Source organism: Winogradskyella litoriviva (assembly GCF_013249065.1).
Classification (GTDB): Bacteria; Bacteroidota; Bacteroidia; order Flavobacteriales; family Flavobacteriaceae; genus Winogradskyella; species Winogradskyella litoriviva.
In genome coordinates, this window is sequence record NZ_JABRWQ010000003.1 from 90,068 (window position 1) to 112,161 (window position 22,094).

Annotated in this window: 20 protein-coding genes; 5 read left to right on the forward strand and 15 right to left on the reverse strand. The window is 31.2% G+C overall.

Annotated elements, in window-relative coordinates; all coding sequences use genetic code 11:
* Nucleotides 1-14: 14 nt before the first annotated feature.
* Entirely contained in the window at nt 15-1,784 is a 1,770-nt protein-coding gene (locus tag HNV10_RS07115) for an ABC transporter ATP-binding protein (protein ID WP_173300646.1), read from the reverse strand.
* Between the two features lie 55 nt (nt 1,785-1,839).
* Nucleotides 1,840-2,589 (reverse strand): tRNA pseudouridine(38-40) synthase TruA, encoded by a 750-nt coding sequence (gene truA / locus HNV10_RS07120; protein WP_173300647.1) that lies wholly within the window; start codon nt 2,587-2,589, stop codon nt 1,840-1,842.
* Between the two features lie 100 nt (nt 2,590-2,689).
* Between truA and HNV10_RS07125 the strand changes: the two genes are divergently transcribed.
* Entirely contained in the window at nt 2,690-3,184 is a 495-nt protein-coding gene (locus HNV10_RS07125; RefSeq protein ID WP_173300648.1) for a metallophosphoesterase family protein, read from the forward strand.
* Between the two features lie 58 nt (nt 3,185-3,242).
* On the opposite strand, the gene HNV10_RS07130 is transcribed toward HNV10_RS07125, so the two are convergent.
* Nucleotides 3,243-3,653, reverse strand: a complete 411-nt coding sequence (locus HNV10_RS07130) for a DUF4293 domain-containing protein (protein WP_173300649.1) — start codon at nt 3,651-3,653, stop codon at nt 3,243-3,245.
* A 215-nt stretch (nt 3,654-3,868) separates the two neighbouring features.
* Between HNV10_RS07130 and rho the strand changes: the two genes are divergently transcribed.
* Nucleotides 3,869-5,551, forward strand: coding sequence for a transcription termination factor Rho (rho, locus tag HNV10_RS07135; protein ID WP_173300650.1), 1,683 nt, complete (start codon nt 3,869-3,871; stop codon nt 5,549-5,551).
* A 93-nt stretch (nt 5,552-5,644) separates the two neighbouring features.
* Here rho and HNV10_RS07140 read toward each other — a convergent pair whose 3' ends face one another.
* The 12 genes from HNV10_RS07140 to HNV10_RS07195 form a co-directional block, all read right to left on the reverse strand.
* Complete coding sequence (locus HNV10_RS07140) at nt 5,645-6,103, reverse strand: RNA methyltransferase (protein WP_173300651.1); 459 nt, start codon at nt 6,101-6,103, stop codon at nt 5,645-5,647.
* Nucleotides 6,104-6,161: 58 nt separating this feature from the next.
* Nucleotides 6,162-6,944, reverse strand: coding sequence for a hydroxypyruvate isomerase family protein (locus tag HNV10_RS07145; protein ID WP_173300652.1), 783 nt, complete (start codon nt 6,942-6,944; stop codon nt 6,162-6,164).
* A gap of 179 nt (nt 6,945-7,123) precedes the next feature.
* Nucleotides 7,124-7,786, reverse strand: a complete 663-nt coding sequence (locus HNV10_RS07150; RefSeq protein WP_173300653.1) for an LbetaH domain-containing protein — start codon at nt 7,784-7,786, stop codon at nt 7,124-7,126.
* 79 nt (nt 7,787-7,865) lie between these two features.
* Nucleotides 7,866-8,081: an acyl carrier protein gene (locus HNV10_RS07155; RefSeq protein WP_173300654.1), complete on the reverse strand. Its 216-nt coding sequence runs from the start codon at nt 8,079-8,081 to the stop codon at nt 7,866-7,868.
* Nucleotide 8,082: 1 nt separating this feature from the next.
* Nucleotides 8,083-9,153: a 3-oxoacyl-ACP synthase III family protein gene (locus tag HNV10_RS07160; RefSeq protein ID WP_173300655.1), complete on the reverse strand. Its 1,071-nt coding sequence runs from the start codon at nt 9,151-9,153 to the stop codon at nt 8,083-8,085.
* A 133-nt stretch (nt 9,154-9,286) separates the two neighbouring features.
* Complete coding sequence (locus HNV10_RS07165) at nt 9,287-11,770, reverse strand: LuxE/PaaK family acyltransferase (RefSeq protein WP_173300656.1); 2,484 nt, start codon at nt 11,768-11,770, stop codon at nt 9,287-9,289.
* Complete coding sequence (locus HNV10_RS07170) at nt 11,767-12,885, reverse strand: iron-containing alcohol dehydrogenase (RefSeq protein WP_173300657.1); 1,119 nt, start codon at nt 12,883-12,885, stop codon at nt 11,767-11,769. Before HNV10_RS07170 ends, HNV10_RS07165 begins: the two co-directional genes overlap by 4 nt.
* Before the next feature lie 21 nt (nt 12,886-12,906).
* Nucleotides 12,907-14,358, reverse strand: a complete 1,452-nt coding sequence (locus HNV10_RS07175; RefSeq protein ID WP_173300658.1) for a class I adenylate-forming enzyme family protein — start codon at nt 14,356-14,358, stop codon at nt 12,907-12,909.
* An 8-nt stretch (nt 14,359-14,366) separates the two neighbouring features.
* Nucleotides 14,367-14,603, reverse strand: coding sequence for an acyl carrier protein (locus tag HNV10_RS07180; RefSeq protein WP_173300659.1), 237 nt, complete (start codon nt 14,601-14,603; stop codon nt 14,367-14,369).
* Nucleotides 14,604-14,898: 295 nt separating this feature from the next.
* A complete protein-coding gene (locus HNV10_RS07185) occupies nt 14,899-15,906 on the reverse strand; it encodes an endonuclease/exonuclease/phosphatase family protein (protein ID WP_173300660.1) in 1,008 nt (335 codons plus the stop codon).
* A gap of 126 nt (nt 15,907-16,032) precedes the next feature.
* Nucleotides 16,033-17,013 carry a type I phosphomannose isomerase catalytic subunit gene (locus HNV10_RS07190; RefSeq protein ID WP_173300661.1) on the reverse strand — a complete coding sequence of 327 codons (981 nt, stop codon included), beginning with the start codon at nt 17,011-17,013 and terminating at the stop codon, nt 16,033-16,035.
* Nucleotides 17,014-17,145: 132 nt separating this feature from the next.
* Complete coding sequence (locus tag HNV10_RS07195; protein ID WP_173300662.1) at nt 17,146-18,960, reverse strand: sodium:solute symporter family protein; 1,815 nt, start codon at nt 18,958-18,960, stop codon at nt 17,146-17,148.
* Between the two features lie 404 nt (nt 18,961-19,364).
* On the opposite strand from HNV10_RS07195, the gene HNV10_RS07200 reads away from it, so the two are divergent.
* The 3 genes from HNV10_RS07200 to HNV10_RS07210 are packed head-to-tail and all read left to right on the forward strand — an operon-like array spanning nt 19,365 to nt 22,043.
* The gene (locus tag HNV10_RS07200; protein WP_173300663.1) at nt 19,365-20,108 is read left to right on the forward strand and encodes a (Fe-S)-binding protein; all 744 of its coding nucleotides are present in this window, start codon (nt 19,365-19,367) and stop codon (nt 20,106-20,108) included.
* Entirely contained in the window at nt 20,105-21,472 is a 1,368-nt protein-coding gene (locus HNV10_RS07205) for a LutB/LldF family L-lactate oxidation iron-sulfur protein (RefSeq protein ID WP_173300664.1), read from the forward strand. Before HNV10_RS07200 ends, HNV10_RS07205 begins: the two co-directional genes overlap by 4 nt.
* Nucleotides 21,426-22,043, forward strand: a complete 618-nt coding sequence (locus HNV10_RS07210) for a LutC/YkgG family protein (RefSeq protein ID WP_173300665.1) — start codon at nt 21,426-21,428, stop codon at nt 22,041-22,043. Before HNV10_RS07205 ends, HNV10_RS07210 begins: the two co-directional genes overlap by 47 nt.
* Nucleotides 22,044-22,094 lie beyond the last annotated feature (51 nt).

Consider the following 22,094-nt stretch of genomic DNA (forward strand, 5'->3'; position numbering starts at 1 on the left):
TTTACAGTAAAAAATTAAACAACTTCAGCCTTTAAAAACTGAACTTCGTAAAGATTTTTGTAGTATCCAGACGCTTTTTCTAAAAGTGATTTGTGTGTGCCAATCTCAACAATTTCGCCCGCATCCATTACAATAATTTTATCCGCTTGCTGTATAGTGGCCAATCTATGTGCAATAACAATTGAAGTTCTGCCTTCTGTTATTTTATCTGTTGCATCTTGTATTAATTGTTCTGAATACGAATCTACAGAAGAGGTAGCTTCATCTAAAATTAAGATACTTGGATTAGTAACATAAGCCCTTAAAAATGAAATAAGTTGACGCTGACCAGAAGATAACATAACACCTCGTTCCTTAACATTATAATGATAACCGTTAGGAAGACTAGAAATAAACTCATGTATACCAATGGCTTTGGCAGCGTTTATAACATCTACCTCTGAAATATCTTCATTATTTAAAGTAATATTATTTAATATAGTATCTGCAAATAAAAATACATCTTGCAAGACTACCGCAATCTGACTTCTAAGCGAGCTTAAAGTCATATCCTTGATATCTGTATCGTCAACTTTTATTATTCCTGAATTAATCTCATAGAAACGGTTTAATAAATTGATAATAGTAGATTTTCCGGCTCCTGTTGCTCCTACAATGGCAACAGTTTCTCCTGAATTAACATTAAATGATATACCTTTAAGAACCTCTTCATCTTTTACGTAGGAAAATCTAACATCTTTAAATGAAATATTACCTTTAAAATGTTTGGCTTCAATTGTACCAGAATCATCAATATTAGATGTGGTATCTAACACTTTAAAGACACGGTCTGCAGCAACCATTCCCATTTGTAAAGTGTTGAATTTATTTGCAATTTGGTTTAAAGGTCTAAACAACATAGGAATAAACATCGTAAACGAAACTAAATCACCCAAGGTTGTTCCAGGTATCTCAGATACAGCATTAAATCCACCAACTAAAATCACCATTCCTAAGGTTAAAGACCCTAAAAAATCAGCAATAGGAAAGAAAATAGAATTGTACCAAACCGTTTTTAACCAGCCATTTTTATGACGCTCATTAATGGCTTTAAATTTTTTGTATTCAGTAGCTTCTCTTGTAAATAACTGAAGAATTTTCATACCTGTTACGCGTTCTTGTACAAAAGAGTTTAGGTTAGAAACTTCCGTCCTTACATCTTCAAAAGCAGCTTTCATATACTTTTGAAATATTTTAGTTGCAAAAATTACTATTGGCATCGTTACAAAAACAATAAGGCTCAATTTTAAATTTATAAATGCCATAAAGCCAGCAACCACCAACATCTTTAAGATATCACTAAAAATCATAAACAGACCTTGCCCAAAAATATCAGCAATACGTTCCATGTCCGTTACTGCTCTTGTAATTAAAACACCTACCGATGATTTATCGAAATAAGTCATTTTAAACTTAAGCATGTGCTTAAATAGTTTAACACGTATATCTTTTACAACAGACTGCCCTAACCAACTTGCATAATAAATAAAAAGTAATTGCGAAACCACTTCTAATACTAACAATACAAGCATAACAAGCATATAAACAACAAAACCGTTGTACTCCTTATTTGCAATTTTTACATCTATCGCTTCTTTTAGAATGTAAGGTCTAAAAGCACCAAATACAGCTAAACCTACTACACATAACAAGGAAATCACAAAAACTGTACGATAAGGCTTTATGTACTGTAATAACCGTGTAAACAACGATACATCAAATATTTTTTTCCTTTTTTCTGCCATCTTCTGCCGAAATCAATTCGGTATCTATTTTCCTTAAATTGAAATATTTTTAAATTTAATTTGCTAATTTTATGGTTTCAGGATATGCTATTTCTACTAAATACAATCCATGAGCAGGAACTGAAAATCCAGCTTCACTCCTATTTTTTGAACTAATAATTTGATGCAAATCTTCTGGTTTTAATTTACCCAAACCAATATTTACCATAGTACCAACAATAGCTCTTACCATATTTCGTAAAAAACGGTCGGCTTTAATTGTAAATACCAATTGGTTATCTGTTTCTGTCCAAAACGCTTCCATTATATTACAATTATACGTTTTTACATCTGTATTTGTTTTTGAAAAGCATTGAAAATCTTTATACTGAAATAAGATTTTACAAGCGTCATTCATCGCTGCTACATTTAACGGTAAATGCACTAGATAAGCGTAATCGTATTCAAATACATTTTTTGATGTAGAAATTTTATAATGATACATTCTACTTAAAGCATGAAACCTCGCATGCACATCTGCTTTCACCTCAAAAATAGAAGTTACTGCAATATCCATTGGTAAAAAGGAATTGAGTTTGTAAACTAAATCCTTCGACTCAAAATCACCATCAAAATCAAAATGTGCAAACATTTGTGAAGCGTGAACACCTGCATCCGTTCTGCCTGCTCCCATTATTGAAATTTCAGTTTTCAATATAGTAGACATCGCTTTCTCTAATACTTCTTGTACAGAAATAGCATTGGGCTGATTTTGCCAACCGTGATATGTTTTACCATTGTATGAAAGTTCAATGAAAAATCGCAATAGAAATCTTACTTTTGTTAAAGTGCAAAGTTACAGTTTTAGATGCTAAAGAAATCCTAAAATATGAAGTTATAGTTAATGGATGTCTTCAAGATTAAATATGAAAAAAATACTCCTTTTATCAGACACGCATAGTTACATTGATGATGCGATTTTAAAACACGTAAAACAAGTAGACGAAGTATGGCATGCTGGTGATATTGGTAGCCTAGAAGTTACGGATAGTATAAAAAAACTAAAACCTCTAAAAGCCGTATACGGAAATATAGATGACACTAAAGCCCGAACAGAATTTCCTCTAAACAATAGATTTATGTGCGAAGATGTTGATGTTTGGATAACGCATATTGGAGGTTATCCACCAAAATACAATAATAAAGTCAAGGCAGCTTTGGTAGCTAATCCTCCAGATATATTTATTACTGGTCATTCTCACATCTTAAAAGTTATGCCTGATAAGAAATTAGATTTATTACACATGAATCCTGGAGCAGTTGGTAAACATGGATTTCATAAAGTAAGAACTATGCTAAGATTTAAAATTGATGGAAAACAAATTACAGACTTAGAAGTTATAGAATTTGAAACTAGATAAAAAAAACCCAAACGGCAGCGTTTGGGTTTTTCACACTAATACTACTAAGATTTTAGGTCTATCGTAAACGATCTACAGATTTTACGAGATCTTCATCCTTTTTAATAGCCTTGTTAGCCAAGACTAAACACACAATAGAAAAAACAGGAAGAATAATCCCAATACCTTTCTCCGAAAAATTAATTTCTCCAGGTACTTTTGAAGATTCATAAACTAAGATTCCTAGTAAAATAAAGTTTAATATTATATTAAGACGTCCCAAAACAAATTGAGACTTTCTATCTTTAAATCTAAAAATTGAAATCAAAGATAATAAAGCTGAACCAAGAAATAAACCTAAACACAGATAATTATCTAAGGCATAAATTTTTTCGCCATTATCATCTATCCACAAATGAAACACAAATATTAAGCCTGCAGAAATAACTGCGGCTAAAAATAAATACAAGGTTTGAATGCGTTGAATCATATCTTTTATTAAAAAAGTTCTGCAAAATTAGGAGTTTATTTTTTAAAAAGATAGAAAATGTTTTAAAATAAAATTGTATTATTGCAATAGAAAGAAGTAATATACTGAATTGCATCCTTCTAATCTTCCAAATTAATCTCACTTTTTTTCTTTTTATTTCATTTAGAAAACATTGAATTAATAATATCAAATTATAATACATATACAACATACGAATGTTTGAAATTTCTCAGTTAAAAGCTAAAAAACTGCCTGAATTACAGGAGATAGCTAAACAACTAAATGTACCTAAATACCGTACTCAAAAAAAATTAGACTTGGTGTATCAAATCTTAGATTACCAAGCAGCTAATCCTGGTGCTGTTAAAGCTAAAGTAGAAACTGAAGCTAAATCAGAACCTAAGCCAGCAGCAAAAAAAGCACCTCAAAAACGTGCTAGAATTCCGCAAAAACCTAAAGAAAACAAAGAACAAAAATCGCTTGAGTTTTCAGATAAAGTAGAAATCAAAGAAGAACAATCGGCTAAGCCTCAAGAGCAAAAGAAACCAAATCCTCGTAAAGCTCAAGAGCGTAAACCTCAAGACAACAAATCGAATGCAGATAAACCTGCTAACGACAAATCTAATAACAAGCCGCAAGAACAAAAGCGACCTAATCCTCGTAAAGACGACAAAAGACGACCTCAAAACGACAATAGGCAACAACGTTCTAAAGATGGCAATACTCATAAAAATAATGGCAACAAAGATAGCAGAAATCGCTATCGCGAACCAGATTTTGAATTTGATGCCATCATTGAAAGCGAAGGTGTTTTAGACATTATGCAAGATGGCTATGGATTTTTAAGATCATCTGATTACAACTACTTATCTTCTCCTGATGATATTTATGTATCACAATCGCAAATTCGTTTATTTGGACTAAAAGTTGGTGATACCGTTTTAGGACATGTACGACCTCCAAAAGAAGGCGAAAAATATTTCCCTTTAATTAAGGTTAGTAAGATTAATGGTCAGATGCCAAACGTTGTAAGAGACAGAGTTGCTTTTGAGCACTTAACACCATTGTTTCCACAAGAGAAATTTAATATTGCAGAAAAGCAAGCAACTATCTCTACAAGAATAATGGATTTGTTTGCTCCGATTGGTAAAGGACAACGTGGTATGATTGTATCTCAACCAAAAACGGGTAAAACAATGCTATTAAAGGATGTAGCCAATGCAATCGCTGCTAACCATCCTGAAGTTTATCAAATGATTTTATTAATTGATGAACGTCCTGAAGAGGTAACAGACATGCAACGAAATGTACGTGGCGAAGTTATCGCTTCTACCTTTGATAAAGAAGCTCACGAGCATGTGAAAATTGCAAATATCGTATTAGAAAAAGCAAAACGCTTGGTTGAGTGCGGACATGATGTTGTCATTCTACTCGATTCTATTACGCGTTTAGCAAGAGCCTATAACTCGGTTCAACCTGCATCTGGTAAAATTCTTTCTGGTGGTGTTGACGCTAATGCTTTACACAAACCAAAACGTTTCTTTGGTGCAGCTCGTAATATTGAAAATGGCGGTTCTTTAACTATTATTGCTACCGCATTAACTGAAACTGGTTCTAAAATGGACGAAGTTATTTTTGAAGAATTTAAAGGAACAGGTAATATGGAGCTTCAGTTAGATCGTAAGATTTCTAACCGTAGAATTTTCCCGGCTATTGATTTAACTTCATCTAGTACAAGACGTGATGACATTTTATTAGATGCTACAACGATTCAAAGAATGTGGGTAATGCGTAAGTATCTTGCAGATATGAATCCGGTTGAAGCGATGGAATTTATCAATGACCGTTTTAAACAAACAAGAAATAACGAAGAGTTTTTGATATCTATGAATGGATAAAACGCTTTTAAATACTATATTAAAAAACCTTGAACACTTAAATTCAAGGTTTTTTTATGTTTAAATTTAAATGATTTTTAATAAAACAAGAAACTAAACACGTGGTTTAGAAATACCTCTATCATACATCACAATACTTCCAGCGACTGAAACATTTAGACTTAATTGCGATTGAAATTTAACTAAAAAATGACTTTTTTCTATTGCCTGATTAGACAAACCATGGTCTTCTGCACCAAGTAAATAAACACAGCGTCTTGGGTGATTAAAAGTTTCTAAGGGCACAGCTTTGTCCGTTAATTCTACACCAACCAATCTTGCTCCTTTTGGAATATTGTTAAAAAAATCCTCAAAAGTTTCATAATGAAAGTACGGCATCGATTTTACCGCATTGTGTGTATCACAAGCTTGTTTTGCATAACGATTACCAATAGTAAATATAAAACTTGCTCCTAAATTTTGAGCTGATCGCCAAAGAACACCAAGGTTTTCAGGTGTTTTTCCGTTCTGAATTCCAATACCAAAAAATTCATTTGTAAAATTATCGTTCATAGTAAAAAAACAACCTTTTTAAAAAATTGAAAAGAATTAAAGATGAGGATTATTTAAATTAAACATCACAAATTTCAACACCCCTTTTTAATGCTTCAATTTTATTTTTTCCTTTAGGCATAAACTCATGACCAACATAACCTTTAAATCCAGTTTTTACAATCGCTCGCATTATAGCGGGATAATTTAATTCTTGTGTGTCATCTAATTGACCTCTTCCTGGACTGCCTGCTGTATGATAATGACCAATATATTGGTGATTTGTCTTTATCGTTTTTATAATATTACCCTCCATCATTTGCATATGGTAAATATCATATAAAAGTTTAAAATTATCAGAATTTAATCGTTTACATAATTCCACTCCAAATTTAGTATGATCACACATATAATCTTCGTGTGGATAGGTTGCACTATTTAATAATTCCATTTGCAAAACAACACCATGCTCTTTTGCTAATGGTAAAATTTTCTCTAATCCTTCCGCACAATTATTCAACCCCTCTTCGTCGCTTAGGTGATGTCTATCGCCACTAAAACAAATAAGATTAGAATATCCTGCTTCAGAAATTAGAGGAATCATTTCAGAATAGTTCCTTATTAAAATCTCATGATTTTTGGGATTACTCCAACCTTCTGAAAAATTAATTTCAGCTCCATGACACATAGCACAATGAATATTATACTTTTTTAATAAAGGAAAGTCTTTTACGTCAATTAACTCTACTGCAGGAATGCCGATTTCATTTAAGGACTTTAAAAAATCATCCATTGACATTCTACTATAAGGCCAACGAACTACACTTTGTTTGATATTATTATTTAGCTTTAATACGGACATAATATATTAATTTAATAGCCAATTAAACCAATATCAACTTGTAATCTTAGGTAATTTGATTAAAAGTATTATTTAAAAAACAGTAAGAATGTATTAACAAAATAAATTCAATAGATTACCAATATCTATACAAGAAGACAATGTAATTTTGTTATATAAATTTAGTAAAAAATAATCAATTAAACTTTAGGAATAGCCATAATTTTCTCTTTAAATCTATAAAAAATTGTAGTATCGTCCTTAACATTTTTATCAACAACCATTCCTGCTTGAACCACATTATTATTCCCTACTTCTACTCCAGGAATTACGAGTGATCTAAGTCCAAAATAATTATTATTACCAACCTTGGTATTTCCGGCTAAACCTGTGAAAGAAAGGAAATTATTATCGCCTACAACACAATCGTGAGCAATAAAACTATATGATGTGAGTAAATTATAACTCCCAATTGTTGCATGTTTTTCAAGAATACAAAATGGAGCAACTATATTACCTTCTCCAATATCTAAGTTTTGAGGCATAACTACAGTATGATGAATAAAACTACCTATTTTAGCTTTCTTTTCTAACAAGGCTTTTATCATTTTCTCGCGGAATTTAATATTCATTACAGCAATCAATACTTCTTCGTCTGCTTTTGGCACATATGAATCTATATCACATAAAACCGGTGCATCATAATTATATTTATCATAATTATCCTTTAAGTGATCCGCATAATCAATATAACCTAAAATATTAATTCTCTTATCCTCAGGCAGTTTTGAATTATTGTCTTCTATAAAAAATGTGACCTCAGAAGCACATCCTCCTGTTCCTAATATTATTACGTTCCTCATATCATTATATTTTAATAGTTCAATTGTTTGAACTTATTTATTTTTAATAGCTAGAATAAAATTTAAAACTAAGATAGTCTTACATTTTACTTTCAACAAGATTTTTTAAACCTTGAATTGTTTCTGAGTCATCAATTTCCTCTGCAGATAATTGAACATTATATTCAGAATCAAAAAAAGCGATCATTGACAAAACTGTTAATGAATCCCAAGCTTCAAATGAATCTAATGCATCTGTGAGTTCCACTGTTTCTTCTTCTAATAGCTCTGATATTGATGGTATAAAATCCTCCATTTTAATTATTATAGTTTATAATTTCACAAAAATCTAAATTCCCTACTTCTATTAGTACTGATGACCAACTTAATCCTGCACCAAAACCAGCTAAACATAAGAAATAAGTGTTCTCTAATAGTTTTTCTCCTAAATTAAAGCAAATATTAACAGGAATTGTAGCACTATTAGAATTACCAAAATTCTCTACAATATTATTAGGCATTTTATCATAAGACACTCCCATTTTATCAGCTAATTTCTTCAACATAAATTTATTAGGCTGATGAAACATAAAATAATCTACATCATCTTTAGAAATATTTGCTCTATCTAAAAGTTTATCAATCATTGGAGGAACTTCTCTCTGAACAAAATTAAAAACATCATCACCTTTCATTACTAAATGATCTAAAGACCTCGTATTACCCTTACTATCTTGAACCATTTCTGAAGTTTCAGGACTTGATGGCGTTCTAAAACCACCTGCTGGAATTATAAGTGCTTCAGCTCCTGAACCATCTGTATTAATCGCTCCATAAATAATATTGTCTGTTAAACTTTTTTCAACTATAGTAATTGATACGGCATCTCCTGTAATTGGTCTACTTCCTCTATCTTGTATAGAAACTTTTTGGCTATAAGTATCTCCAGCTAAAACAACAACTTTATTAATTTCTTCTTGGTCCAATAACATGAATGCTTGGGTTAGACCAATAGAATATCCTGAGCAAGCTTGACTAATATCTAAACAGACCATATCTGTTTTTAGTCCTAATTTTCCTTGAATTACATGACTCGTTGAAGGAATAAAATAATCTGGTGATTGTGATACTAATACTATTGCATCTATATCATTTTTATCTAATTTATTTGTGTCGAAAAGGTGTTGTAATCCATGAACACACATATCCGAAACCGTTGTACCTTCTTTTACAACTCTTCGTTTATTGTAGCCCATTATAAGCTTAAGCTTCATCGATTGACTTTTGGAAAATGCATAATTTTCCATTTCATCATCAAATTTTATCTCGTTCTCAGGTATTACAGAGAGTATACCTGTTATTTTTTTATTTTTAAATTTTAAATTCATCCTGTCCCTTTTTTATGTAAATAAATTCTCACCAAAAACTTAATACAATTAATTGCTTTATAAGTTTTTAAGTATAATAGCTAATATACTTACCCATTTAATTGATTGCTACTAAAGTAGCATTTATTTTTTATTATATCAATGGACCACCAAAAGTACTCCATCGCACCATTCTTTCCATTAAAAATATGCCATCCCAAGGTGATTCAAAATTCAACATTCTACCCATTTCTGGACATCGCATTACTCCTCTATCTACTGCTTTCTCCGCAAAATCAAGTGCTTTTTCACCGCTAGACGCTAAACCTATTGTTTGTATATTATCATCAATATGTTCTAGAGTTTCTTCAATATGGTCAACTGGATGTACCATTATTACTCTTGAGTATACTGGAGCTCTTAAATTTTTATCTTCTGAATATACAACAGTCCAAGTTGTATCTTCACTTGCCCAGACCTCTCCTTTAAAATCATATAAACCTCGTACTGAGTGTACAGCAGATATTTGTTCTATAGAAGTCTCCCCTTTAGGAATCTGCACTGAAGTCTTTTCCATTCCTAACGCTAATAATCTACAAAATTCTCTTGGAGATATTGTTCCACCTCGCTCAATATAAAGATTATGTGGAGAAGCACAACCAGTTTGATCGAAGACACTAGAATCTACTGCAACTTTTCTAGCTATCTTTTTAGCTTTTCTTTCGGTACTTAAAACTTCTTGTGAAATCACCGAAAACGAAATTTTTGGACCAAATATAATATCTTCTGTATCATACATAGATGGGTAATTAGCCACGGTTTCTACCGCTTCTCTTCCTCCCCAAGCAATACGCACATTTGCCGACTTAGACATTAATTCTCCTATTTCCCTATCTCTATGAGAAAAATAAACGACAGCGATAGTTTCTAAAAGATCATCTCCTTTAATAGTATATCCTCCTTTTGTTGTAAAACTTATACCTTCAAAAGTTTTTAATAAACCTGCAAAAACACCTCCATCTTTTGATGAGATTTTAAGCAAGTTTACATTCTTTGTCATTATGGCTTGTAATAATGCAAACATTCCTAAAACCTGAACATTTCCTGCCAACCAGTGACATACTAAACCTTTTTGATTGGCTTTTAAAAATTGCTTTCGTGAGCCGTTTAATGGTATAAAACCATCTATATGTTGTCTATTATTTCTTAGTCCAATGGTAGCAATTCTATTAAGGTGAATCGGTTTAGCCCAATTAGCCAAAAACGATAATCCTTTTTCTTTCATGGTACTTAAATCGCCATCAGCATTCATCCAAACTTTAGATGCTTCACCAATTAAACCTATTAAGGCATCAATTGGTTGACTTCTTAACCATTCTTTTTTAGAGTTTAGTTTTGTTATAATCTCTCTTAATTGTAATTCTGCTGTTTGAGTTGTATCAATTTTTTCACCTTTCCAATAGTGAATTTCTAAATCTGATTTAATAGATTCTTTTTTTCCTTCCGCGTCACCAGAAAATTTTAATTTACTTCCTAAAATATCTCCACAACCTCTAACTTCGGCTTTTTTTAATCTGCCTAAAATTTTAAAACGTGTACCATTTCTACCAACGGTACATGGTTCTGGATTAACAACACCTACATCATCCGTTAAAACTACATTTCCAGGATAAGAATGTGGAATTGGTGATAAAAACTCTAAAACACCTTCTTCTCCATTTGGTTTAACCTCTCTAGTTGCAGGATCTCTTACTATTACTTCTGAATACAAAGGTGCATGCTTCCAACCACATTCGCAATCTGGATAATTTAATCCCATCTGTTCAGTAAATCCGTAAATATCTATAACATGTTCTTCTTTTACTGAAAACAGTTGAGACATGGCTTTGTTAAATTGTTCCTTACCAATCTTCTCACTTTCTAACTTTTTCCAGCCACCAATATGAATAATTTTCGAACCTTCTGGTAAGTCAAAATTAATACCTTTATCTAATAAAGGCTTTACAACCTGCGCGTATAACATATAGGTAAATCCGAATACAACAACAGGTGTTTTTTTATCTAATGAAGCAATAAACGCTTTGGTTTTTTCTACATTAAAAGCCACACTATCATCCGACTCAGTATCTAGCGCATAATTTACATCACTTGCAAAGTTTAAATATCCGCCAATTGCAGCATATCTAGCTCCTAAAAACTTAATGTTTTCTGGCTTAGGACTAACATCAACAATGATAAAAGGTTTTCTTTCAGCACCTATAAAATCTTTGACAACCTTAACCATTACTTTACCTTGACGCTTGGCTGTAATTTTATCTAATACAACAGTACTAGGAATACCAGATGTTGCAGATGACTGCAATGACAATTTAACTTCACTATCTGGTACGGATTTTAAATCTTTTCCTAAGTCCTTAAACACACTAACTGCTATTGGAGGAATTTGATCTAAACTTCCATTGAAAGTATATGGATTAAAGTTTTTATTTTTACAAAAGTGCTTGTATTGGTCATTATTATCATAATGGAACTTAATTTCATCCAATAACGCTTCCGTAAAAAGTTCTTTTTTTTCTCCCTTATCTAAATCATAAGGGCTATTATTAATAAGATTATCTGTAATTGTTAAATTTTTCATAGAGAAGCTTCGTTAAAAATATCCATTAAAAATTCTTGGTTCATAGGAATAGGATTTCCTTGTCCTCCTTTATCATTTAGTGCTTGCTCAAAGAAAACATCATCAGCAAGAATTTGCCCTTTGTTACTTCTTACTATATCTAGTTCTTTTGAAAGATCAAAACCTTTAATGAATTCATCAACAAAGGCTAATAAATCTTCTCCATTGTTAAAACCAGAGTGTTTTGCCAATTGCTCGAATCTAGAATTTACAATTGGGTCTTTAATATTTTTTCTAATTACTGAAGGTAAAAATATAGCTATCGCACTTGCATGTGATAATCCAAACGCAGACATTTGATGCGCTAATGCATGTGTTGCACCTACGATACAGTGGTTTTGAACCAAACCAGCAAACATAGATGCTAATTGTAATTTATTAATATATTGTTCATCAATACCTTCACTAATTACGTTGTGATATTGTGATATAATTTGAATTGCTTTTTCTGCATAACTATCTACCAACATATTATCTAAAGTAGACATATACCCTTCAATAGCATGAGACAAAGCGTCTACCATTGAAGATAATAATATTTTTTTTGGTGCATTTTTTATAAGGCTGGCTTCTAAAACAATAATTTCTGGTATAAACTGATGACTAACTACAAATTCTTTAGTTTTTTGAGCGTCATTGTACATTACAGAAGCAGAAGAGATTTCTGCACCACTACCAATGGTTGTAGGTACAGCAACAAGTGTTGTTTTCCAGTTTAGCATTGAAAAACTTGTTTCGTTTACATCAAAAAATGGAAACTCATAATATGTCCTTACCATTTTTGCACCATCAATGACACTTCCTCCTCCAATAGCAATAATTAAATCTGGTTGAAACTGTTCTACCTTTTCTATTGTTGGATTTAAAGTGGCTAAAGTTGGTTCTCCTTGCCAAGTTTTTTCAACAAAATTTACATCAAATGCAGACATTGCTTTTGAAACTTTTTGCTTATAGTCTTCACTTAAACTAGAACCATGTATAACAACAACTCTAGAACTTGCGTAGGTCTTAAGTCCCATTATTGCATTATCTCCAAAAAGAACAGTAGGTTGTTTTAGTAAAAATTTGGAATACATTCCTTGAGGTTCCCACATAATTTATAATAGTTTTTGGCGTTGTATTTTTCCTGATTTTGTTTTTGGTATTTCAATAACCCATTCATAATCAACTGGCACTTTATACGAATCTAATTTAGATTTAAGAAAATCATTAATAGCTTCAAAATTGTTTATTGAATTATTTTTAACAATAAATGCTTTAACGACTTCTCCTAAAATTCCATCTGGATCTTTAACACCAACACAAGCGGCTTCTAACTCAGCATCAAACTCATGAATTTTAGATTCTACTTCTATTGGTGATAATTTTTTACCACCAACGTTTATTATTTCTTTTAATCGTCCTTTTAAATGAATAAATCCATCAGTATCAATACTACCTATATCACCTGTTCTAAAATATTCATCAAAAAAAGCATCTTCATTTTCGTTGGCTAAATAACCAATTGTTACATGCTTTCCTTTTACACAGATTTCACCTTCATCTCCAGGTTTCATTATATTTCCTAAATCATCTTTAATACATATTTCTACATTTGGGCTTGCTTTTCCGATAGAATTCAAATAATTAATATCAGAATGAAATTCCATAAAAGTAGATCTTGATGCTTCAGTTAATCCGTAATGCATACAAATTCTTGTATTTGGAAATAGTTTTATCAATACTTGTTTTTCTTCAGGAGACATATATGCACTGCCTAATTCTATATAATTGAGATTATCTGCAAAATCTTTTAATCGATCACCACTCATTTTCTGAATGTATTGCCAACTTGCTGGCACCATACCAAAACCAGTAATCGCCTGTTCTTCAAAAGTTCTGAACATCCTTTTCATATTAACAATACTGCCCAACAAAACAATTGTTCCTCCAGTTGACAAAACACATTTAATTCTTCCTAATCCAAAAGAATGACTAATTGGGAGAGCTAATAACTCTACATCATTAGCAGTATTACCAATAAATGTATTTATATTATGAGCACTTGCTGCTAGATTACCGTGAGTTAAAATTACGCCTTTAGGATTTCCAGTTGTACCCGTTGTGAACAAAATATCTGCTTCTTGAAAATCTTTGGGAAATTCTATTTTATTTGGGAAATCGACTAATTCTAAATCCCTTATCACATCAAAATCAAAACTTTTAACGTTATAATTATTATCTAGACCAATAATTAATTTTGGCTTAGTTTTCTTAATTATATAGGCAAGTCTTTCTTCTTGAATTTGTTCGTCTAATGGTATTACTTTAGCACCAATTAAGTGAATTGCAAAATATGCAAAAACAAAATTGAGGTTTTTATTAGCGGCAACAATAACAGCATCACCTTTTTGCAACCCATATTCAGATTCTAAAAACAGCTTAGTTGACCAAATACTTTGATAAAGCTCTTTATAGGAAACTGCTTTTTTCTTATCAATTAATGCAATTTTATTAGGCGAATGAATAGAGAAATTAAAAATATTTTCTTCAAGTGAAACAAAGTTCATAGGCCATATTATTCCGAAACATGCTCTTCAACAGCTTCAATCATATCACCAACATCTTCTAAATCCATGATTACTTCAGGATCAAATTTAAAATCGAATTCCTTTTCTAGAGCCGATATAATAATTATTTGACCCATAGAATCCCATTTTGGAAAATCGCCTATAGCAGTATCTTCTTCTATCTTTGTTATTTCTACTTCTATAGAGTCCGCTATAATTCCCTTAACTTTATTAGCTATATCCATATTTTTAATAATTTTTTCCTTATTTAATTAATAGATCGGCAAGTTAAATAAATTTCATTTTCTTAACAGCCCTTTTGTTTTTTTTTAGTCCAATAATATAATTAAATCGACAATAAACATAAAACCAACTTAAAAACCGTTATTCACCTTATTTTTATGTGCTTACGCGAAAATATTCTGAATTATTTTTAAAGATTTTGGTTATTTATTCTCCTTAATAAGGTTTTTACCAAAAAATAATATGCTTAAGAATTAAAATTTCTTAAATTTTGAAATAAAAAAATGTTCCGTGAAATCAATTATGCAAATCGAATTTAGCCATTACAGGCTCATGATCAGATAGTTCTGCTTCAAAATTTTTATGTGAATTAATTTTAAAATCGGACAAAATAATATCAATTCTAAAGGACAATATCCTAAAATTAAAAGTATTCCCAAAACCAATACCTTCTTCTAAAAAGCTATCCTTCATGTCTCCTTTTAATATATTGTAAACATTTGAATACTGAGTACTATTAAAATCACCACAAATTAGTTTTTTATGTTTTGTGTTTAAACTATGTTTTTTTATCAATTTAGCTTGCTCTGTTTGCTTTTGAAAAGCCAAATCCATTCTGTTAAAAATGTTCGTTGGAACCTCTCTTTTTAAAGAACCAGGACGCACTTTAAAAGACTCTAAATGAACATTATAAACCCTTATTGTATCATTTTGTATTTTAATGTCTGCGTAAATTGCATTATTAATTGTTTCGTCAAAATTGAATGAACCACCAGAAATAATTGGATACTTAGATAGAATGGCTTGTAACGTAGACCCACTAGATTCTGGTGTTAAATATTTATATGGATAATCTGCGAACCTATTATTCATTTTAAAACTATACTCTTGAAAACATACTATATCTGGATTTTGACCAGCTATAAAATCAACAATATCTTCACTTACATTTGGCTTATCAAATTTATAAAAGCCAGCAAAGGTATGTGCATTAAAGGTTAATATACTTAATTCATGTTTTGTATAATTTTCAGAATTATTAAATTTAAAAAAAGTGTCATTTGCAAAATAACCATAAATAAGAACAGCCAACGAAATTATCAATTGACGCTTTCTTTTTAGCATCCAATACAACACAAATAATACATTAGCTAAAACTAGATATGGCACAAAAAAACCTAAAAATGAAAGAATAAAGTATCTATTAAAGCCAATATATTCTCTAAAACAAACAATTAACAGCAGTATTACAACTGATAAGTTTAATACTAAAATTAACTTCCTTTTTTTTACAAATCTTTTCACTCCCAATAATTTCTTCTATTAAAAATTTGACCAAAGTTAATTATACATTTCAACAAACAAAGACTACCAAAAATTTATTCTAAATTAAAATAGAATTAAATTAACTTTTATCTTAATCTTAAATTTCTAAAAGAAAATTTCAAGAATTTCCGAAGACTCGGAAAACAATTCCACCGTACTTATTTTGGCAGGCAACAAAATAGTTTCTCCAATATTTAAATGATAAGATTGCTTATTATGTAGAAGTTCTAAACTACCACTAACACACATATATATAACAAATGAGTCTAGATTTGAATAATCCTTTATCAAAGTACCAGATATATTAATAAAGTTGGTCTTAAAATATGGAGAATGGACTAAAACATTAGATGTATTAATTGCTTTTTCGTAATCTGATTTATAGTTATTGTAACGTTTAAAATCAATAGCATCTACAGCCAACTCGGTATGCAACTCACGCTCTTTGCCAGTAACTTTATCCTTTCTCTTGTAATCATAAATACGATAAGTTACATCTGATGTTTGCTGAATTTCTGCCAATAGAACACCTGCACCAATAGCATGTACTCTACCTGTAGGAATATAAAAAGCGTCTCCTTTACTTACTTTTTCATGATGTAAAACCTCTAAAATAGTGTTATCATTTAGATGTTTTTTATAATTGTCTTGGTTCATTTCAGAATTAAAACCAACAATAAGTTCAGCATCCTTATCAGCACCCATTACGTACCACATCTCATTTTTACCAAAAGAATTATGTCGTTCTTTAGCGAGTTCATTACTTGGATGTACTTGGATAGACAATGGTGCTTCAGCATCTATAAATTTTATGAGTATTGGAAAATCTGTCCCAAATTCTTCATAGACCTTTTTTCCAACAAAATCAACTTTGTATGTGGTAATAAGGTCTTTTAAGGTTTGTCCTTTTAAATTACCGTTAGATACTAAAGTTTCATCACCTTTTACATCTGAAATTTCCCAAGACTCTCCAATATTCTCTCCTAAATAATCTTTATTTAGATTGGTCTTTAATTTATTTCCTCCCCAAAGTCTGTATTTAAATATGGGATTGAATTTTATAGGATATAATTCCTCTTTATTCATTTATTTAACATGCTTTTAAAAATCACAAAGTGATTAAAATTACTTTTACCAATACTTAAATTGGTGCAAAAATTATATAAACTATCTAAAATATAGCTTTTTGGTAAATTATAAAAATGACCATTTAATATTTTATAAAATTGTTGATTTTATTCTTTTCCAAATAATTTTTAAGAAAAACCCAGACAATAACGCGGATATTGTTAGTCCTATTGCAAAATTATAGTTTCCATAAATCCAATAACCAGTAGCAAACATACAGCTATAAATAAACAAGCAACCTATAAGCATTGCTCCGATACCAGATGGTACGCTCCATTTTTCTTCTGTCGTTTTTAAGTTAACACCATCTGCATTAGCCTCTGAAATTATTTTTTCCCAACCTGGACCTCCTGGTTGTATTTTTCTGTAAAAATCTTGCAAGACTTCTTTGCTTTCAGGTTGTGTTACATAAGTAGCTATAAGCCAAATAATTGTTGTTACAAAAACTACAAAAGGATATTCAAAATAGTTTTCAAAAACACTATCTTCTGATTTAAATAAATAATCTCCAAGAGGTGTTAGTTTCAATAATATTGAAATAATACCAGATGCAAACATAGCTGTAATTTCACTCCAAGCATTAATCCGCCACCAAAACCAACGTAAAATAAAAATAAGTCCTGTACCTGCTCCAAAAACGAGTAGTAGCTCAAACAACTGTAACGCATTTTGCAACAAAAGAGCCAGTAACGCACTAATAATCATAAGCATAACTGTTGACAGTCGCCCTACTGCCACCAATCTTTTTTCTGAAGCCTTAGGGTTTATTTGTTGCTTATAGAAATCATAAACAATATAAGATGATCCCCAATTTAATTGTGTAGAAATGGTACTCATATATGCAGCTATTAGTGAAGCTAAAACTAATCCTAATAATCCACTTGGTAATTTAGTAAGCATTGCTGAATATGCTAAATCATGACCTAACTTATCATCTGTTATATTTGGAAAAGCTTCTTGAATACTTGCCAAATCAGGAAACACCACTAAAGATGCCAATGCAACTAAAATCCACGGCCACGGACGCAAAGCATAGTGCATTATATTGAAGAAAAAGGTGGCTCCTATAGCATGATTTTCATCTTTTGCCGCTAACATACGTTGCGCAATATAACCTCCTCCACCAGGTTCTGCTCCTGGATACCATGAGCTCCACCATTGTACTGCTAATGGTATAATGAAAAGTGTAATTAATGCATTTTTATCACTAAAATCTGGTAAAATAGACAACTTATCTATAACATTTTCATCAGTCATTATAGCTTCGATTCCACCTACTTCGGGTAAATTAACCAAATAGTAAGCAGCACCTATAGCGCCACCCATCGCAACAAAAAATAGAATAAAATCCGTATAAACAACACCTTTAAATCCACCCAAAGCACTAAAAACAACTGTAATTAGTCCTGCACTTACTACAGTTTGCCATGGTTCTAAACCCAACATAATCCCTCCAATCTTAATAGCTGCCAATGTTACTGCAGACATCGTGATTACATTAAAAATAACACCAAGATATATCGCCCTAAACTTTCTTAAAAATGTTGCGGGTTTACCGCCATATCTAAATTCATAAAATTCTAAATCGGTATTAACATTTGATTTTCTCCAAAGTTTAGCGTAAACAAATACGGTAAGTAATCCTGTAATTAAAAAAGCCCACCAAACCCAATTTCCAGAAACACCATTAGTCCTTACAATATCGGTAACCAAATTAGGTGTGTCCGTAGAAAAAGTTGTGGCAACCATGGAAACACCAAGTAACCACCAAGGCATAGTTTTACCAGATAGAAAAAATTCTGATGAATTCTTACCTGCTTTTTTTGATACAAATACACCAATAGATAAGGTTATTGCAAAAAATGCTATTATTAAGATATAATCAAGAGTGCTTAAAGATACCATAGATTTTCATTCTATTTATTTTTGTAAAAAAGGATACTTTTAAACTAGGTCGTCTAAATTTATAAGGTAAAACATAAATTAAATCTCAAAAGATACATCATTATATTTATTTATGGCCTTAACGTAAATTAAACTTATCCCTAAATTGGTTATAACACTTTTCTGTAATGGATAAATTACTGAAAAACAATTAAATATTTATATAATACACTTTTAACATAAAACTCATAAATTAATCTATTTCAATTAGTATATCAAACTAATTATAAATGATAATATGCAGTGTGTACTATATTATTTTACAATTATTTAAAAATAAACAGGAAAGAACAGGACACCTAAGAATTAATAATAGAGTAATTTCATATTTAGCTTGCAAAAAAGCAATAAATAACAACAAACGGATGAAAGTAGGTTTATTTATACCATGCTATATTAATCAATTGTATCCACAGGTTGGTATTGCAACACTCGAATTATTAGAAAAATTAGGAGTAGATGTATACTATCCAAAAAACCAAACGTGTTGTGGACAACCTCTAGGAAACTCTGGTTACGAAGAAGATTCTAAAGGGGCATGTAGATTATTTGTAGAAAATTTCAAATCATATGATTACATCGTAGGACCTTCTGGAAGCTGTATCTATCATGTAAAAAAACATTTTGATATTTTAGAGCAAACACAAGATGTTATTAACGTTAGAAACAATGCTTATGAGCTATGCGAATTCATTGTAAAAATATTAGGCAGAACAGATTTAGGAGCATCATTCCCTCACAAAGTTGGACTTCATAAAAGTTGTCATGGTTTACGAGGACTTAAATTAGGTTCTTGTTCTGAAGTTATGGGTGACCATTATTCTACAGAAGAAGATTTATTAAACAATGTAAAAGGACTTGAACTAATGTCTTTAAACAGAAAGGATGAATGTTGTGGATTTGGCGGTACATTCTCAGTATTTGAAGAAGCTATTTCTACAAAAATGGGTAAAGACCGTATTAACGATCATATAGATAGTAATGTTGAAGTAATTACAGGTGCTGATCATTCTTGTTTAATGCATTTAGAAGGCTTAATCAACAGAAATAAGCAACCACTTAAAGTTATGCATATTGCTGAAATATTAAATAGTCAAACACAGGTATGAATCACGCAAAAAAAGCAGAAATATTTAATAAAGATGAAGCCAAGGTAAACTGGCATGACAAGGCATTATGGTATGTTAGGGAAAAAAGAGATAATTCTGCACATAAAGTGCAAGGCTGGGAATATTTACGAGAGCTTGGTTCCGCTATAAAAGCTAATGTATTATCAAATTTAGATGAATACCTTATTCAGTTTGAAACTAACGCACAAAAAAATGGAATTAAGGTACATTGGGCTTCTAATGCAGAGGAACATAACAACATTATTAATTCAATACTAGAAAAACATAATGCAAAAAAAGTTGTAAAAAGCAAATCGATGCTTACTGAAGAGTGTCATCTAAATCCATTCCTTGAAAAAAAAGGTATTGAAGTTATAGATACTGATTTAGGCGAACGTATTGTACAATTAGCAAAAGAACCACCAAGTCACATTGTTCTTCCTGCAATTCATAAGAAAAAAGAAGAAGTAGATGTTTTATTTCAAGAGCATTTAGGCACTAAACCAAGTCAAGGAAATCCTGAATATTTGGTAAGTGAAGCCAGAAAACATTTAAGAAACAAATTCCTCAATGCTGATGTAGCAATTACAGGTGTTAATTTTGCACCAGCAGATACTGGAGGTGTCGTTGTTTGCACAAACGAAGGAAACGCTGATATGGGTGTTCACTTAGCTAAAGTACATATTGCATGCATGGGAATTGAAAAAATAATCCCTAAAGAAAAGCATCTAGGTGTTTTTTTACGATTATTAGCAAGAAGTGCAACAGGTCAGCCAATAACCACTTATTCATCGCATTTTAACAAACCAGATGAGGGTAAAGAAATGCACATTGTTATTGTTGATAATGGAAGAACCGAACAATTAGGAAGAGAAGATTTTAGAGCTTCTTTACACTGTATTCGTTGTGGAGCTTGTATGAACACATGCCCAATTTATAGAAGAAGTGGTGGTCATAGCTACGATTATGCTATACCTGGACCTATTGGATCTATTCTATCTCCTGGTAAGGATCTTAAAAAGCACAGTTCACTTCCATTTGCTTCTACCTTATGTGGCTCATGCTCTAATGTTTGCCCTGTTAAAATTAACATTCACGAACAGCTTTATAAATGGAGACAGGTTATAGTAAAAGAACAAAAACAGCCTATCGTTAAAAAATCTGTTTTAAAAATTGCTGGTGTGGTTTTATCTAAACCAAAACTATATGGATTTGCTGGTAAATCTGCAAGATTTGTCTTAAAACATGCTCCGAGGTTTATGATCTATAACAAATTAAATGCTTGGGGAAAAGCTAGGGATTTGCCAGAAGTGAAAAATGAAAACTTTGATGAATGGTACAAAAAAAGAAATAAAAATGGGTAGAGAAGCTATTTTACAATCTATTAAAAAGAATAAACCAGAAGCACTTCCGATGCCAATTATTGATGAAAGTGCTTTTTATGAAGATATAGATTTACTTAACGCTTTTAAGAGTAATATTGCCCTTGTGGGTGGAACAATTAAGGAGATTGATGTTGCTCAGATTGACAATGAACTAAAAACAATTTATCCTAAAGCAAATCATATAGTTTCAGCCACATCAAAATCAACTTTAGGGACTATTCCTTTTTCAAAAGAAACAGACCCTCACTTATTTAAAGACATCGACCTTGCCATAGTTGAAGGAGAAATAGGCGTTTCAGAGAATGGAGCTGTCTGGGTTTCTAACACCAATAGTTTGGTGCGTGCTCTTCCATTTATTACAAATGACTTGGTAATTATTCTTAACAAAAGCAAAATATGTATTCATATGCTACATGCCTATGACTTAATTAAAGACAGAGACAGAGATTTCGGAGTTTTTATATCAGGCCCTTCTAAAACTGCAGATATAGAGCAATGCCTTGTTGTAGGTGCTCATGGTGCCATGAGCTTAACGGTTTTATTGATATAATCTAAGTCTATAAAAAAAACAGCTAAATTTAGCTGTTTTTTTTTATTTTGA